2 protein-coding genes (1 of these 2 cut by a window edge) are annotated in these 18591 nt (G+C 46.1%); both read right to left on the bottom strand.

Features of this window, described 5'->3' with window-relative positions:
• Nucleotides 1–53 precede the first annotated feature (53 nt).
• Nucleotides 54–12842, bottom strand: a complete 12789-nt coding sequence (gene pksM, locus NYE53_RS09265) for a polyketide synthase PksM (protein WP_339248317.1) — start codon at nucleotides 12840–12842, stop codon at nucleotides 54–56.
• Between the two features lie 15 nt (nucleotides 12843–12857).
• Nucleotides 12858–18591: the final stretch of a polyketide synthase PksL gene (gene pksL / locus NYE53_RS09260; protein ID WP_339248315.1), read on the bottom strand. Its footprint extends 7895 nt past the window's final position; only the last 5734 of its 13629 coding nucleotides appear in the window; its start codon lies off the right edge, out of view; its stop codon occupies nucleotides 12858–12860.

Here is an 18591-nt window from a genome sequence, read left to right as displayed (position 1 = left end):
CTTCCACCTCAGAAATGGTTAATTCTCCTGATCTGAAGGCATCGAGAATTTCTTTATGATTCATACGATTTACTCCCTTCTATGATGTTTTGCACACTCTTAAAATCCAATTTCCCTAGCGCCACCTCTTGCATCAATCCGATGATTTGCTCGTCTGTATACGTGCCCTTTATGTGATGTGCTGCTGCGCTATGATTTTGTTTTTCCGCTTTTAAGGCCAAATGGTCAGATAGAGCTTGGACTGTCTGACATTCAAGGATTTCCCGGCCGGCCATCTTCAGCTGCGTGGTTTTTTCGATATGCCGCATCAATTTTCGGCCAAGAATTGAATCCATCCCATAATCCAGGAAGTTTCTTTTGAAATTGATTCGATCCTCAGATATGCCCAATTCTCGTGCTAAAAATTGAACAATGATCTTTTGAATATGGGTTTTGCCATTCGGCTCGTCAATCTCTGTTTTCATATCTTGTGAATGCTGTTTAACGGCCTCTGATTGCTGAGTGCCTGACGAAACCCAATACCGCTCCCTTGCAAATGGATAACCAGGTAAAGAAACCATCCGAACGTGATCGCCATCATGAAGGAGTTCCCAAGGAATCTGATATCCTTTCACCCAGCATTCCGCGATGTTTTCCAAATTTCTTTCTTTTGCGAGAGCTTGCAGAGCTGCTGTATCTTGTTCTTCTAATATCCCTTCTGTATATCCTGTATAAAGGGATCTCTGTTGGCCCGATATCCCACCATTCTTCATTGCTTCCACATATTCCTTCAATTTTCGCACCAATTGCTCCTGATTGTTTGCAACGATCGCGAGCCTTGCTTCCATGGCTTTTCTTCCAACCTGAAGCGTATATGCCACATCAGGTAAAGAAAGGTTATGATTCTGCTCCAGATACGCAATCATGCGGCAGGCAGCATCCTGAAGCCGATCGTCATTTTGGGCTGAAAGCACGATGACCTGCGGTGACCCTTGATGCCGCTGTGTGGGCGGCTGATCTTCCGGAATGTATTCTTCAATGACTGCATGTGCATTGGTGCCGCTGATTCCAGTCGTGCTGATCGTTCCCATCCTCGGCTTCTGATTTTTCCTGATCCACGAACGGTTTTCTTTGCAAAGCACAAATGGGCTTTCTTTAAACGGAATATACGGGTTTTCCGATTCACAGTGATGAGTGGCCGGAATGATCTGGTTTTTCATAGCCATCAGCATACTGATTAAAGCAACCGTTCCTGACGCTGCAAATGTGTGTCCGATTAAAGGTTTAATTGAGCTGATCATACAGAATTGCTTCTGCTTCGTATATTTGCTGAACACGCTCGTTAACGCTTGGACCTCAAGCGGATCACCAAGATTCGAGCCGGTACTGTGCGCCATCACATATTGAATATCGAGCGGATTGATTTCATTTTTTTCATAATTGTTTTCGATCAATTCTGCCTGGCTAAAAGGATTTGGCGCAGTAATGCCGTTGGTTTTGCCATCGTAATTCACGCCGCTGGCTTTGATGCAGCCATAAATATGATCTTTATCTTCAATTGCCTTTGATAATGGTTTCAAGAGAACAGCAGCCACCGCTTCACCTGGCACAAGGCCATTGGCATCCTGGTCAAACACTTTGCATTGTCCGTTCGGAGACAGCATTTCGGCCCTTGTCAGCGCCTCAAAAGACATGTGAGAAATATTCAAGCTGACGCCGCCGGCTAAAGCCATTTCACAATCCCCCTGACGCAGAGCTGAACATGCCTGGTGAATCGCCACCAGTCCAGATGAACATGCTGCTGTCAAAGCCATATTAGGCCCTTTTAAATCCAATGCGTATGCTATTCTCGCAGACAATGTGGCGTTTTGTGTTCCGTTAATGTAATCCGTATCTCCGGTTAGATGCGCATATTCCCCTTCTTCCACACCTACATAAACACCGCAGGATTTTCCTTTTATCCGATCTCCCATATAGCCGGCGTCTTCAAACGTGTGCCATGCTTCCTCTAGAAAAATGCGCTGGCGCGGGTCCATGCTTTCGGCTTCTTTAGGCGATATTTGAAAAAACAGCGGATCAAACCGGTCTATGTCCTTCAAAAATGCACCCCACCTTGGCACTGCTTTTTCTGGATCTCTGTTAGCTCTCCCCCAGTCCCGGCGTTCGCCCGGGATGTCAGAGATACACGATTTACCTTTTTTCAGATTATCCCACAGCTCATGGACCGAATCAGCTTGAGGGAACCTGCCGCTCATGCCGATAATGGCAATAGGCTCATCGTGAACCTGCCGAATGCTTTTTTTACTGGTTTCCGGTTCTGGAGCTACAGGAATTGCTGCATAAGCTTCAGGGGGCTTTTGCGCCTCTGATGCATCATCCCGGTAAAATGCTTCAATCAGCTCTTTATGATCGGTTAAGAAAAAGCCGATCAATTCTTGTAAAGTCGAATAGCCGAAAAATAAAGCCGGTGTCACTTCGATGTTGAAATGCTTTGATAACACATTCGAAAATTTAGCCAAATAGATTGAATCAAATCCGAAGTCGGCCCAATTTTTGTTCACATTCAGCTTGTCCTTTGAAATCTTAAGCAATGTGTGAATATGCTCTTTCAAGTCGTGTTCTAAACGCTTTTCAATGCTTAACGTTTTTACCTCATCCTTGTTTTCTTGTGCTAGAGGGGCTTCAGTGGCCGGTTCTGGAATAGCTGGTTCAGTCATTTCTAAAAATCTGCTGACACGGCTGGGCTGACCGGCTATCACGAGATGCTGAGCATCCTGCTGAGCTAGGATGTGCTCAAACATACGGATGCCTTCCTCGGCTTCTAGGAAGCGTTGGCCGCTTGATTTCAGGTACATATCCGTTGTTTCCTCATCACCGATCTTCATTCCGCCATCCTTCCATACAGGCCAGTTGATGACAAACGTTTTACCGTTATGCAGCTCATTTCTGTATTGTGCGTAAGCCATCTGAAACCTATTGCCAATCGCATAATCACAACATCCAAAATCCCCTAAAACCGCAGAAGAAGAAGAAAAATAACACATAAAATCAAGGTCTTCATTTTTAAGCCATTCATCAAGCGCTATCGTGCCGTTGATTTTCGGTTCAATGATGCGCTGGAAGCTTTCGATCTTTTTGTCAAAAATAGCAGAGTCGCTCTCGATCCCGGCTGCATGAATGACACCGTTGATGGCACCGAATCGGTCTTTCCCTCTTTTTACGCAGTCTCCCATTGCGATAGGATCAGACACATCTGCTTCTGCATACATCGCTTCGCCGCCTAGATCCTTTAATTCTTTTATTTGCTTTTGCTTCTCATCATTAAAAGGCGACCGCCCTGTCAAAATCAGGTTTGCGGCATAGTTTTTGGCCAAATGCTTGGCAAATAAATAACCAAGCCCTCCTACACCGCCTGTAATCAGGTAAGTACCGCCAGACTTCAATTTGCTGTCGCCCGGTTGTATCGTTGTCTGTTCAATGTGATTTACATATCGTTTCGCATTCTGATACAAAACCGTTTGTTCAGCTGAAGCCTGTAATTCTGCCCATATATTACGTGTCCAATCATCCATCGATCCTTGTTCCGCCGGCTGAAAGATTCCAGTGACTTTTGTGTGCGGAAGGACAAGCCCGAGTGAACGTTCGAAGCCAATCCATGATTCCAGATAGCTTCGGTCAAGACTATCTTCAAAACATCCTGCCAGCAGCAGCCGTGAAGGATGAAGCTTTGCTGCGGACATACCTTGTAATAGGTAAACAATACAGGAATGGTCCTTTATACAGCGCTTGTCTTCCATAGGCCACATATAGAGGATTGCATCTGGCTCTCCAAGTTCTTCTTTAATGCTCTGGAAGGCCTTTTCAAAAGTAACGGGTTCTTGCCGCACAATCTGGTAGCTATATTCAGACTGTTTGCTGTACACTTCGCCCTGTGATATAAAAATGACCTTAGTGTCTTGATCAACGTTTTTCAGGGCTGAAGCAAATGCGTTTTGCTTTTCTCTTTCAGTCAGAAAACAGATGAGCGTTTTGATACGTTTCGATGTGAGAGTAGCCGACTCTTCTTTCCACACTTCTTGAAAAGTCATAACCTTGAAAGGTTCTTCTGTTTGCTGATCATGATCCTGTTCTATAGACGCCGGAGCCTTTGCCGCGCCTGGTGCCCAGTAACGTTCTTTTGCAAATGGATAGGCCGGAAGACTGATCCGGACAGGCGTTTGGGTGCCGTACAGCATGCCCCAGTCGAAAGACAAGCCTTTCACCCAAAGATCCAGCAGTTTCGTGTATTTCCCTTTTCTCATCCATGCTTCTATGATTTTTTCCGTATCCTCATCCGCTGATAAGACTGCTAACGCTTTTTTGTTATCATCGATGCGATCCAGATACAGGCTGTCTGCTTTGTTTTCGATAAAATCGTTCAGCTTTCTCTCAAGATCCTCTAGTGATTCCGCTATAAAGGCCAGCCGTTCCTCCATTGCTTCACGGCCTGTTTGCAAGGTATAGGCAATCCTGATCAGGTCTGTTTCGCGGTACCTTTTTTGTTTGATGGCTGTAAGCAGCTGTTTCGCTTTTTCTTGCAAGCGTTCCATGTTTTTGGCCGACAGCACAATCAGCGCTGGAGGATGGTCTTTCGGCGTTTGCGCCCCCGTTCTTGGAATATATTCTTCCAGGATGATATGGGCATTGGACCCTCCGGCGCCAAAACTGCTCAAGCCAGCGCGCCTAGGCACCTCTTGCCCGCCAATCACCGGGCGTTTCCATTCACCAAGTTGCTGCTGAACGACAAATGGCGTATGGCTGAACTCGATGTTCGGATTCAACCGCTGAGCATGCAATGATGGTGCAATTTGGCCATATTTAAACTGAAAAAGTATTTTTGTCAGCCCTGCAATTCCGGCTGCACTTTCACAATGACCGATATTTGATTTGCTGGAGCCGATCGCACAAAACTGTTTCTCCTGCGTATCTTTCTCGAATGCTTTTGTTAACCCCGCTATCTCAATCGGATCTCCTAATGCAGTGCCTGTTCCATGCGCCTCTAAATAACTGATGGTTCGGGCAGGAATGTCGGCGCGCTCCATTGCTTCTTTAATTACCTGTGCCTGTGCATGAGGATTTGGAACCGTGTATCCATTTGTTTTTCCTCCGCTATTAATGGCACTTGCCTTTATCACACCGTAAATATGGTCACCGTCCGCTATTGCTTGCTGCAGCGGCTTTAACACAATGGCGCCTACGCCTTCACCGTCGACAAATCCATCTGCATCATCGCCGAATGATTTACATGTATCACTAGCAGAGAGCATATTCATGACAGATAAATTCTGATAGTGAACCGGGTCGACAACTAAATTGACACCGCCGGCAATGGCACAATCACTCGATCCGCTATAAATGCTTTCCAGCGCTAAATGAATCGCTGTCAGGGAGGATGAGCAGGCTGTATCGACTGCAAGACTCGGACCTTGGAAATTCAGTAAATAGGATATTCTGTTGGCGATAGACCAATAGCCGTAGCCGGTCGGATAATTTTTGTTCATGACTCCGGCAAAGACGCCGATTTTTCTGCTTGAACAGAGCGAGTCAGGCGTGTATCCCGCGTCTTCAATACTTGCATAAGCGGTTTGCAGAAATAATCGCTCCTGAGGGTCCATTCTTTCTGCCTCAAGCGGAGAAATCTGAAAGAATAATGGGTCAAACTTGTCCATATCCTTGATAAATCCGCCCCATTTCGTATAAATTGATCCTTCTTTTCCTTTTTCTTTATCGTAATAGGCTTTCCAATCCCAGCGATCTTTCGGAATTTCCTCAATACAATTTCTTCCTTCTTTTAGGTTGTTCCAAAAGTCTTCTGCTGTTTCCGCCTGAGGATAGCGTCCAGAAATGCCGATAACGGCAACGTCACGGCTTGCAAGAGTGTTTGTCGGTGTTTCTTTCTCCCCGCTGAAGCCAAGCTTGCGAAAGCGCCGTGTTCTTTTAGCGGCCTGATCAGGTTTCTGTGAAGATTGGGTTCTGCTTTCGACCGGTGTATGTTGTTGAACTTGACGGTCAAGACCTGTTAATTTCATCAGAGCTTCTGTTTTTGTTTTGATGAAATGCTCCACTAATGCGTCAATGGTCTGGTACTCGAAAAATAAAGTGCTGCTTACATGGTCAAATTCTTTACGCAATGTATTCGTCAGCTGGACAACAACGATAGAATCAATACCGTACTTTTCAAGCGGTTCAGATGACTCAATCTTTCCTGCAGGAATTTTCAACGTTTCCCCGATTAGTTTTTTCATATATTCTGTGCTTTTTTCTCTTAGGAGAGCATGTTTCGATTGTCCAGCTTCCTCTGAATCTATGGTATGAATGTAGGCTGGCTCCTGATTAGACGCTTGTGAAACAACCTTCTCCGGCAAGATCACATTTTTCATCATACGTCGAACCAGCCCGTTGCTTGAGGCTGCGACGATTTGGTGACTCAGATCATGTGCCGCCTCGGCCGGGAAAAAGACAGATTCAAAGCCTTCGCTTTCAAGTGCCGCTTTCCAGCTGTCAGGATGTAAGCCTGGACAGCCGGGAATCCGCACTGCAGGATCTTCATACAGCCACCAGCCTTCCAAAAGACCAAAGGTGATGTGAGGGAACAGGCTGTTTCCCGCCATTTCATTCAACAGCAGCATTCCGTTGTTTTTCATTACCGCTTTTGTATGCCGCAGTGTTTGACGGATATTTTTTGTTGCGTGAAGGACATTAGCGGCAATGACGACATCATAGCCTCCCGCTTCAAATTCCTGCTGATCAATCGGTTTTTCCACATCAAAAAGCTGATATGTCAGGTACGGATTTTCCGCCCCATATTCCTTTTCTGCATGCAGCAAAAATGCTTTAGACAGATCTGTATAGCAATATTCATTGATGTGCTTTTGATATGGTTTCAGTTTTTCAAAGATTCCGGCACTCGTGCCGCCTGTGCCTGCGCCTATTTCCATAATGCGAATCGATGCCTCAGGGTCGTGCTTCAGACGTTCATCCAGATAAGCTAATAATGTATCGGCAAGCACTTTATTAAAATAGTCTGCCACTTGGTTATGCTTATAAATGCCTTCCACCAGTTCCATCGAGGAATGCGGGAACATGATATCTGTTGCAGGGACTTTCCCTGTCAAAATATCCGGTAATGCTTGCAGCATGGCCTCTGCTAATACAACCATCGCCTTTGTCTCGCTGTCTTTAAGCCACTTTTCTTTTTTCGCGTTCCATTCTAGCCAAAGCAGCTCGATATCCTCTGCTTGGTCCTTCCTCACCAATGAATCTCCAACTTTCTTAAGATATCCATGCTGCAAGAGAAATTCGCTGCTTTGCCGAATCCATTTTCCATAAAATTCACGAGTCTTATATTGTTGAAGACGTTCAACCGATAATGTATAACCATCAAACAGCCCGGCTGTTTGCAGCTGTCCTAACAACAGCCTGTAAAGAAGATCATCAAGCTCTTCATGTGTCACTCTTTGAAATCGTCCCGTAGTCGGCAGACGCTCCATCAGGCTCTCTGCATCTGCTGAAGGTTGCTCTGGATAAAGAGTGATGAATTCATTCTGATTCACGCCTTCGACTGCTACAGGCTTTGTCGTATGAATGAAAGCTGTTTGGCTGACTGGCCCAGAAAGCAGCGCTTCCAGCGCCTTCATAGCCTCCGCAGGCTCAATTAAATCTAAGCCGATTTGATTCATGAGCTGTACATAATGTTCATCCTCAGCCGCTTCACTATTCCCCCAATATCCCCAGTTCATGACTTTTACAGGGCATGCCCAGCTCTGAGAAAGCCGGTGAGCAAAAGCATCTGCAAATGTACAGCCAGAGGCATAATGGCTTTGCTTCACATTTTTGATATGGGCTACAAGCGAAGAGAAGAATAAAACAAAATCTACATTCTCCTGGCGGAACACTTGGGCCATCTGAATACTGACATCGATCTTCGCCGCCAGTCCAGCGGTGAATTCTTCCGGCTTCATTTTTTCCAGGCTTTGCTCAAATAAAACCATCGCAGAGTGAACAATCCCGTGAATATAAGGATGACGTTTTTTCACTTGTTCATAAGCCTGCTGCAATGAATGCTTATCGGCTGCATCGGCTGCAATGTAGAAAGGCTCAGGGCCAAGCGCCGAAAGTCGGTCTATTTTTGACTGGATGGCAGCATTAAGTTGACTTCGCCCAATCCAAACGATTTGCGCCTGGTAGCGGCGGATCATGTACTCACTCCACGCCTCTCCGATATACCCGGCTCCTCCGATGACCACATAGACTCCGCCTTTCCGATATAGCGTGTCGCCTGACAGTGAGTGCCGATATGGGATCAATTGCTGCTGATGCCATTGCTGATTACGATAGGCCCAAGCATGGCCAAGGCGGTCAGCTGGGAGCGCAAACATGTGATTTACCGGCCATGTGCAGCCTTTTTCAAGATCGAGAAGACGGATTTTCCAGTGTGGATATTCCTTTGCCATTGTGCCGGCAAGCCCATGAATGCTTGCATGAGCGGGTTGTACTGCCTCATGTTGCGTAACCGGCTGCGCTTGGACGGTCACAAGAGACCATTCAAGTTGTTTCTCGCCATAGCCTAATTGCAGGCATGCTTTCACAAGCTTAAATAAGTGAAGAACAGCTTCTTCTTGTCCATCACTACCTATACTTCCCCGGTGTGACGGGGCAATCCACAAAACATGGTCAATGCTTCCGTACGCTTGCAGTTTGTCCGCTATTCCCTCAATGTCATCTGCAGGCCGGATATCGATAAAGGATACTTGCGGATAATGATGCTTTATTAATGCCCGATCAGCTTCAGCAGCACCGCATAAAACAACTCGTGTACCAGCAAACGAAGCATTATCCTCCGTATCTGAAGAGACTGGTTCCCAGACAGGGATCATCATCGTATGCCCGGTCAGCTGAGAATCAGTTAATAGTTTCGGCATTGAATGCTGCTCTCCATCAAGTGCCCGCATCGAGGCACCCTTCATTCGCACACAAACGTGTCCGTTCTCATCACATAAATCAATATCATACTTTCTGACTTTGTCCTCCGCTTTACTGTCTGAACTGTATCGAATATAAGAGCATATATTCTCTGGACATGGGCTGAAAATATCAACCTCCTGCAACGCAAATGGAAGAGACAGCGTCTGAGCTTGTTCAGCGGCATTGACTGAGCTAACGATAAAACCGACTGTGGCATGGAACGCGGAATCCATCAAACTCGGGTGGAGCGCAAAATGCTGCTTGTCGTTTTTTAGAAAAGCGGGTAACGAGATTTTTGCAAGCAATTGATCTTTGCCGACATAGACTTTTTCAATCCCTTGATAGCCCTCTCCATAGTCAAGCCCAATCTTTCGAAACGCTGCATAGCATTGTTCTGACGTCACTGTGTCCAAACTGCATTCTGTCTGTATTGATGAAAGGTTTAAAATGGAAGTGTCCGCTTCATCTGAAATGACAGCGCGGCCTTGGCAGTGTATCGTCAGGGCTTCTTCTTTATGTTCAGAGCTGCTATAAATGTCAAAGGAAATGTCCCCGTTATCCTCAGGAAAAAGGCCAATATGTATTTCTTTTGGTTCACTTTCTATCGTGATAGGACGCACCCACACAATGTCTTTAAGCGACACCACTCTTTGTTCGCCGTCCAGATCGCCTGCAGCTTTTTCCGCTGCTTCCCTTGCCATTTCTAAATAGGCAACGCCCGGCAAAATCTTCTGTCCCTGTACAACATGATCTGAAAGGAAAAATTCCGTGCCTGTAAATACAGAGCTAAAGCGCTGCTCAGTAAAGTCTGATGTATTGCGGTGCACCAGCGGATGTAAGATATGATTCACAGTGCTGGTTTTCATTTCAGGAACCGGGATCCAGTAGCGCTCCCTTGCAAACGGATAGGTCGGAACACTGATCTTAAGCGGCTTGCGATCGCCGTATAGGTCGTCCCAGGTGACCCGCTTTCCTTGAACCCATGCTTTCGCCATTTCCATTATTTCGCTGTCTTTTATCAAATGGTTATTCAGCGCATTTACCGATGTCGGCCCAGCCGCCTCCTGATTCTCCTTGGCTTGTCCGGTCCAGCAGCCCTTGATCTCTTCTTCTCCATTGGCAAACGCCCGAAGTTTAGCCGTTAAATCTTTTATGTCTTTTACGATGAAGGCCGCACGCTCCTCCATTTCAACCCGCCCTGCCTGCATGGTATAAGCTAACGCTAAAAGATTGACGTCCTCGCTAAGAAAATCAAGAAGTTTAAGAGCGTAAGCCTGCAGACGATCTTTGTTTCTCGCAGACAAAGGTATCACTATTTCTTCATTTTTCGTTAAAATCGTCTCTGAATGGCTCTCTGCCGGAATATATTCTTCCAAAATAAGATGCGCATTTGATCCTGAAGCGCCAAACGAACTTAAACCGGCACGGCGGGGATATGTGACGTCCACCCCGTTTTCTGTAAAAGATGGCTGCTCCCATTCCTTTGTTTCATGCTGGACAAAAAATGGGGTTTGATCAAGCTTCAAATAAGGATTCAGCTCATCTGAATGTAATGACGGCACCAAGGTTTTATGGTGCAACTGCAGGACAGTCTTCGTTAAGCCGCTAATGCCGGCTGCAGCTTCAGCATGGCCAATATTCGATTTAACAGAACCGATTGAACAGAATTGCTTGTCCTGCGTATTGCGGCTGAAAGCTTTTACTAACCCCTGTATTTCAATCGGATCTCCCAATGAGGTGCCAGTGCCATGGGCTTCAACATAGCTGATGGTGCGCGGATCAATTCCTGTTTTTTCTAGACATGCTTCGATTACATCAGCTTGAGCTACCGGGCTCGGTACTGTAATTCCGCTTACTTTTCCTACATGATTTATCGCACTGCCTTTGATGACAGCATAGATTCGGTCACCGTCCTGTTCAGCTTTTCGCAGCGGTTTTAGCAATACTGTGCCGACACCTTCTCCAGATACGTAGCCATCCCCGCCTTTGCCGAAAGTATGGCAATAGCCGTCACTTGAGTGCATCCCTACACTGCCATAGCTGATATATTTAGCCGGATGCAGTGACAAATTGACGCCTCCGGCAAGCGCGGCCTCGCATTCTCCATTCCGGATGCTCTCTATTGCCAGATGAACCGCAGTTAATGAGGAAGAGCAGACCGTGTCCACCGCCATGCTTGGGCCGTGGAAATTACAATAGTAAGAGACCCTGTTGGCGATTTGCGCATAATTCAGCGATAAAGGAAATGGATTGTGTTCTGATAGAGCTTCAGCTCCTATAAGGGAATAGTCCTTATGCATAACGCCGGCAAACACACCGACATGCTGTCTTTTATTTTCTCCCTGCGGTGCAGCAATTGTCTCTGGTGTATAACCCGCATCTTCAATAGCTTCCCAGCATGTCTCTAAAAATAACCGTTCCTGAGGGTCCATCATTTCCGCTTCACGCGGAGAGATTCTGAAAAATTGAGGATCAAAGCAATCAGCCTCCTCGATAAAGCCGCCCCATTTTGACAATGGCTTGCCTGCAGGTGAATCCAGTCCATTGTTTTCTTTCCATTCCCAGCGTGAGTTTGGAATCTCTGTGATGCAGTCGGTACCCGCTTTAAGCTGTTCCCAAAATTCCTGTATGTTTTTTGCCTTAGGATAGCGTCCCGCCATTCCGATAATGGCAATGTCCTCCCCGATCTCTGGTGAAGAGGTAATACCATCAATTGGTGAAGGAGATTGGCGGACAGCATCGTCCGCCTCTCCAATTGAATAGTGATCAGCAAGATGAGCAGCTAGTTCTGCAATTGTTGTAAATTCAAACAGCAGTGTCGGAGCAAAATCTGCTCCAACCTTATCTCCAATTTCCTGAACCACGGTAAGCAATGACGGAGAATCCAGACCAAGCTCATAGTACCCCGCGTGGATATCCATTTGTTCTGCCGGCCTTTCAAGCTGCTTAGCAAGCAGCTGACTCAAATACATTTCAAATGCGGGATAGTCCCGACTGATGTTCTGAGAGACAGCAGCTCTTTCTTCTTGAATTTCTTTTGCAGAATGAAAGGCTGACATATTCCGTACAGACTTGCCTGCAAATTGTTTCAGTTCGGCCACTTTTTGTCCTGCTGAATTAAAATATTCAATCGTCATATAAGTGAGTTCTTTCTTTTGGCGCACAGATGAGGAGAGGATCCGTGCTGTACATCCTTTTTGCAATCGTTCTGAAGCAGAAAACGATTCATAATACAATGGCAGGTACATCGTTTGATCTGAGATCAGGCAGCTTGACCCTATGCCGCTGCCGTCAATAAGCGTCGGATGAAACAGAAAAGCTTCAGAATGACGCAACGCTTCCTGTCCGACTGCTAAATCAATTAAAACACCCTCTTTGGTTTCATAAATCCGCCCTTTTGCCTTCATCATGCCGGTATGGACTAACTCCTGAGAACGGCATTGTTCATAGATTTCATCTAAATTCAGAATTCTGTCAGCTGTATTTTTCCACTGATTAAGGTCTATTGATTCGGCAAAAGAAGTTTGCTCTTTACGATGCATGTCAGCAGTCACATATTGTCTCATGTCAGATAGTGATTCTCCATGCTGTTTTTGTCCGTCGATGATGATGGACCATGTCCCTTCCTTTCTTTCAGACACGTGAATGGTCAGGGCAATGTCATATGACTCATCTGCGATCAAAGGGTAAAAAATGGTCAGGTTTTTTAATTCAAGCTCTTGGTATGCATAACCATGTTCCTGGAATACTTGGTAGATTAAATCTATATAAGCAAGGCCGGGTAATAACGCTTGTCCATATACCTTGTGGTTGGACATGATTGGATTATTTAATGAAATGTGCAGTTGTTCAGTTATCATTTTCCCACTCCTCTCTTATTTGAAAGTTTTCCAAAACATATCTTTAGAAGCCCCTGTGTCTGAATGCACTTTTTCCTGCACGTTTTGAGCTGATGGTTTGATTAAAACGGGCTGCCTATTTAATTCCGGCAAAGGCAGAGGTTTTCTTCTAATTGGACGAGCAACCAATTCATTCCAGGCTTCTATAATGAGATGGGCGTTCGTTCCGCCATCTGCAAAACAATTAATTGCCGCAGCCGGAGTTGTCTCCTTCCACTCGGCTTGCGATCTGCTGAAATACAAATCTGTTTTTTCTATATCAAAATACGGCATATTTTCATTACCTGACAGGAACGGAACCAATTGTCTATGCTTCAGCATTAAAGCTACTTTAATCAGGCTCGCAATCCCCTCTGCACATAATGGATGGCCGATGTTAGGTTTCACCGATCCCAGCCCTAACGGAGCCTTTGATTCAGAACGGTAAATGGACTGGATTGCCTTTAATTCAAGTAAATCTGTTACTGCCGACCCCGATCCGTTCGCTTCGAGATAGCTGATCTCTTCAGTCTTTTTGCTGCTTTTTTCAAGCGCTGACAGCATGACGTCCTTTTGTGCCTCGAGATTCGGAGATGATGGGCCTGCCGTTCTTCCGTCATTATTAATCGCAGCAGCCTTAATGACTGCATATATGGAATCTCCGTCTTCAACCGCTTGGCTGACGGTTTTGACGAGAACCATGCCCACGCCTTCTCCTAAAATGACACCGTCTGCCCGCTTATCAAAAATATGGAATGACGGTTTGTCACATAAAAGTCCGCGCTCATGAAACATTCGATGCGCATCAGCATCAAGCAAACTGACGCCGCCTACAACCGCTGCCTCAATATCTCCGCTTCGCAGAGCCTGAATGGCCATATTCAGCCCCACCAGCGCAGAGGAACAAGCGGTATCCAGGACAATACTCGGTCCCTTCAAGTCAAAAAATTGTGAGATGTTAGCTGCTAAATAGTTTTGTCCGCCAGCGACTATCGGATTTCTTGCTTTTGAAAGACTGACCGGATCAGGCTTGTGCTGGCTGCGGCCTCCTATATAAACACCAGCCCTCATGCCTTTCACTTCTTTCTCTGTATAACCGGCGTGATACCACAGCTTCAAGCTTTCCTCCAATACAGCCAAAGCTTGAGGGTCCATCGCTCTGACATCGTTTTCGGACATCATGAAGAAATCATGATCAAATCGGTTCATTTCATCAATGAGGCCCGCGTAATTTGAGCTCGAGTTCCCGAATCGTTCAGGCGGAACAGGCGCAATCGCAGACCGTCCATCACGTATTAGTTCCCAGTATTCCTCTAGGGTTTCTGCTCCTGGGAACCTGCAACTAAGACCGATGATAGCGATGTCCTCAGCAAGAAGTGCCGTTTTTTCATGGCTTATCTGTTGCGGCCGCTGTTCTGGCACCAGCTTCTGTTTCATTGCTGATTGCGGCTTGAAAGGTGTCTGTTTCTCAGGAACAGATGGCTGTAAAACAGCTGATATGTCATATTTCGAAATGAGCCAGTGTGCAAAGGATTCTATTGTCGGGTATTCAAACAAAATTGACGGATCAATATCTCCATTTAATTGTTGGTTCATCTGCTGTACCAGCTGGGCCAATATAATCGAGTCGATTCCGTATTCTTGGAAAGGTTCATCCGTTTCAAAGTCTTCTGCAGCTATTTTCAGTTCATCTGAAAAAAGAGTTACGAGCCAGTCGACTGTTTCAGGGAACAGGTTGCGAGTGCCGGTTTGCTCTTTCGTCTCAGGATGCGAGAGAGCTTCGACAGGCAGTGACGGCTGCATTAGCTTATCCGGCTTCCAAACGTTTGTATCTGGTACTGCCGGCAGCACGACAGCATACTGTCTGTCTGATAGAATCTGGTCAAGCAGCTGTAATCCCTCGTCGTTTGTCAAACTGATCAATCCAGTTTGTTCTAAAGCTTTGCTTCGCACCTCGCCTAAACCGGTCTCCTTCCAGTTAGGCCACTGAATGCTTACAATGGGACATTTATCTTGATGAGCCTCCGCAAAATAATCCATAAAAGCATTTGCCATCGCGTAATCAGCTTGTCCTGCTGCTAGTGCAGGAATGGCCGCTGATACTGATGAAAACAAGGTGAAAAACGCCAATGGTTCATCCTGAAGCAGGTCAAACAACGTTTGCAGACCTTCAACTTTCGGTTCAAGCACCTGTCCGATCTCTTCTAGTGATTTTCTGATAAAAGCCGGGTTTTGTTTGTTCACCATCCCGGCACAATGGATGACTCCGCCAATCGCCCCCATTGTTTCGTGTATTGTCTTCAGGCTCTGTTCGACAGCAACCCTGTCTGTGAGATCCAGAGACAGCACCTGAACTTGCGCACCCATGTCTTCTAGCTCTTGAACGGCTTTTATTTTCTCGGCAAACGAGGCCATTTTTACCGAATTCCACTGGTCACGCGGCGGAAGCTCTTCACGGCCGATAAGGACCAGCCGCTTAACGCCGTATGTTTTCACAAAATGCCGCGCACACAGCAAGCCGAGACCTCTTGTCCCGCCTGTAATAAGCAGGACTTTGTCTGTTGAAAACGATACTTGCTTATGACTAAGAGCGGCTTCTGCTGGCTGCTCTGCCAAATATGCTCGATATCGCTGTCCGTTTCGATAACAGACTTCTAATTCTGTGCTCTTGGCATAATATTCAACTGCAATCAGTCTGGCCAGCTCCTCAAAAGAGGTTTCGCATTCCATATCTGCATGTCTTGAAGTAAGGTGGCTGTACTCGCTTTGAAGCATGCGGTATAAACCGGCCCGTGAAGCACCAGACAAATGAACAGCGTCATTTGCGTAGGCCTCCAGCCCCTTTGTTACACCTAAGATCGTCAAATGATGCTTGCTTGTACGTCCTTGCTCGATCAGCTTTTGGAGCCAGTTTATCCAGCCCATAGAATGCTCATGGCTCGTTCCGCACCCGATCAGATCGATTGCTCCAGCAACGTGTTCATAGTCAGCAGCAGATACCCGATCCAGCTCTTGGCTGTCAAATATACGGTATGTCGAGAAATACGTCGAAAGCTCTTCCGCTAATGCCATTGTCTCCTTATTTGCCAAAATGGCGACGGTTTGATTCGTCATTTCTGCCGGTTCAATCAGACAAGGCTGCCATTGTTTACGCAGAAAGCAGCGCTTTGGCATCAGTTCGGATTGAGGCAGAGCTGTAGCAATGGTTTCGGGTTCACCTTCTTGAGTTGGCAGCCAGTAATACTCTTCCGCGAACGGATAAGCAGGCAGGCTGATTCGGCGAGGCCTGTATTCCCGATAAAGCTTGTTCCAATCTATCTGCAGCCCTTTCACCCATAGCTCTGCTACTTTCTCCAGCCTTTTTTTCTCTATCCATGTTTGCAGCAATGCTTTGGCATCATGATCCGTTTCAAACAGCTTGATTTCGCTCTTCTTCGTTTTTACGTGAGCAGCAAATATGCTGCTGTTCGGCATTTCAGCCAAATAATCATCTAAAGCTTTGATCAGCATTTCTCTCGAATCCGCCAAAAACGCCATGCGATAATCCATTGCTTCCCGGCCCGTCTGAAGCGTGTATGCCATATCCTCCAGATCGATATCTTCATTGGAAGTTACGAAATCTTTCATTGCTTCCGCATAGGCCTTCAATTGCTTCTCTTTTTTCGCTGAAAGTACAAATAATGCTGAGCGGTGCTGCTTTGTTAATCGATCGTTCCTCTTGTCAGGCTGATATTCCTCTATCACAATATGGGCATTCGTTCCGCTATATCCGAAAGAGCTCACACATGCTCTCCGCGGTTTTCCATCACCCGTTTCCCAAGGCTTAAGCTCCGTATTTACGTATAAAGGAGAATGCTCAAATTCAAAATGCTCATTCGGTGTCGTGAAGTTCAATGTCGGCACAAGTGTTTTATGATTCATACACAATAACACTTTTTGAACCCCGGCTACTCCTGCCGCCGCGGATGTATGGCCAATATTGCTTTTGACGGAACCGATTGCGCAAAACTGCTTTTTGTCTGTTTTTTCTTGAAATACGGTGGACAGAGCTTCTAATTCAATTGGATCGCCTTGTTTTGTTCCTGTGCCGTGCATCTCGACATAACTGATACTCTCAGGATGTATGCCGTATGTTTCATATATGTCTCTTTCCAGATCCATTTGGCTTTTCGCACTCGGTGCCGTGATTCCGTTTGTTTTCCCGTCCTGATTAATACCCGAGCCAATGATAATGCCATAAATATGGTCACGGTCCGCTTCTGCATCTTTCAGCCTTTTCAGAACCAGCGCACCCGCACCCTCGCCGGGCACAAAACCATTCGCGCTATTGTCAAATGCTTTACATTGTCCATCAGGTGAAAGCATGCCGGCCTCACACATACTGATGTAAGATTCCGGCGTCAGGTATAAGCTGACACCGCCGACCAGCGCCATATCAATTTCTTTGTTTATAAGTGCCTGGCGCGCTAAATGTGTGCCGACCAATGAAGATGAACATGCGGTGTCAATAGGAATCGCAGGCCCTTTTAAATTAAGAAAATACGGAATACGCGCCGCAGCGATCGCAAAGCTGTTCCCCGTGGCATTTGCGCTTGCCTGCCGATTCAGCATGACACCGTATTCACTGCTCATAATGCCGAGATATACACCGCATTTTTTCTCATTTAAAGTTCGGGCGTTGTACCCAGCGTCCTCAAAGGCTTTATAGCCTTCCTGCAAAAAGATTCGATGCTGCGGGTCCATCAGTTCAGCTTCTGACGGCGGAATATTAAAAAACAACGGATCAAAATGTTCAATATCATCAAGCATCCCCATTGATTTGCAGTAGACTTTCCCTTTTTTGTTGAGGACAGGATCATAGTATTTGTCTACATCCCACCGTGATGTTGGAATGTCCCGAATGGCATTTCTCCCATGAACCAGGTTATCCCAGTACTCTCTTACATTACGAGCGCCCGGGTATCTTCCCGACATCCCGACAATCGCTATCGCATCCTCCGGGCGGTCTTGAAGAACAGGAACCGTTTTCTTCTCATGTTCTTTCTTTATTGGATGTTGAACAGGCTGTAGCGGCCGTTCTGCCGGCTTTGGATTAGATGGTGCTGCTGGCTTTTGCTGGGCTGCTTCGAAAGAGTCAGTATGCTCTATCTTTCTATCAAGATGAGTTCCAAGCTCGGACTTTAGCATTTCGGCAAAATCACGTATCGTTGGATAATCATATACTCTGGTTACCGTAAATGACGTTCCGTATTGCTTGTTCACCGCTTTTATCCATTCGAGTCCGGTAATCGAGTCCATTCCGATATCTATAAACGCTTCGTCAATATCCACCTCGTATGGCTCCATGTATAACACGTCTGCTATGCTTTCCCTCAAGTTTTCATGCAGCGTTTCAATTGCTACAGTATATTGTCTTGATGCAGATATTTCTTCCGCTGCATATTGAATCGTTTCTTCAGCTTCCTCTTGCACTGGCTGATGATGTTCTAACGGCTGCAGAGATATATTAGCCGGTTTAGCAGCAGGTACCGCTGTTTTTTGTCTGATCGGCGTGTACGTCTCCGTTTGTTTTTTCTCCCCAGCTTGTGTGCTTAACTCGTGTGCTAAGTAAACAGCGAAATCACGTGTTGTCGGATAATCATATACCTTTGTGACATTTAGTGATGTGCCATACTGTTTATTTATTGTTTTTATCCATTCGAGCCCGGTAATCGAGTCCATACCGATATCT

The organism is Bacillus sp. FSL R5-0523, assembly GCF_037975295.1.
In the GTDB taxonomy this organism is placed as follows: domain Bacteria; phylum Bacillota; class Bacilli; order Bacillales; family Bacillaceae; genus Bacillus; species Bacillus subtilis.
This window is presented reverse-complemented; position numbering and strand designations above follow the sequence as displayed.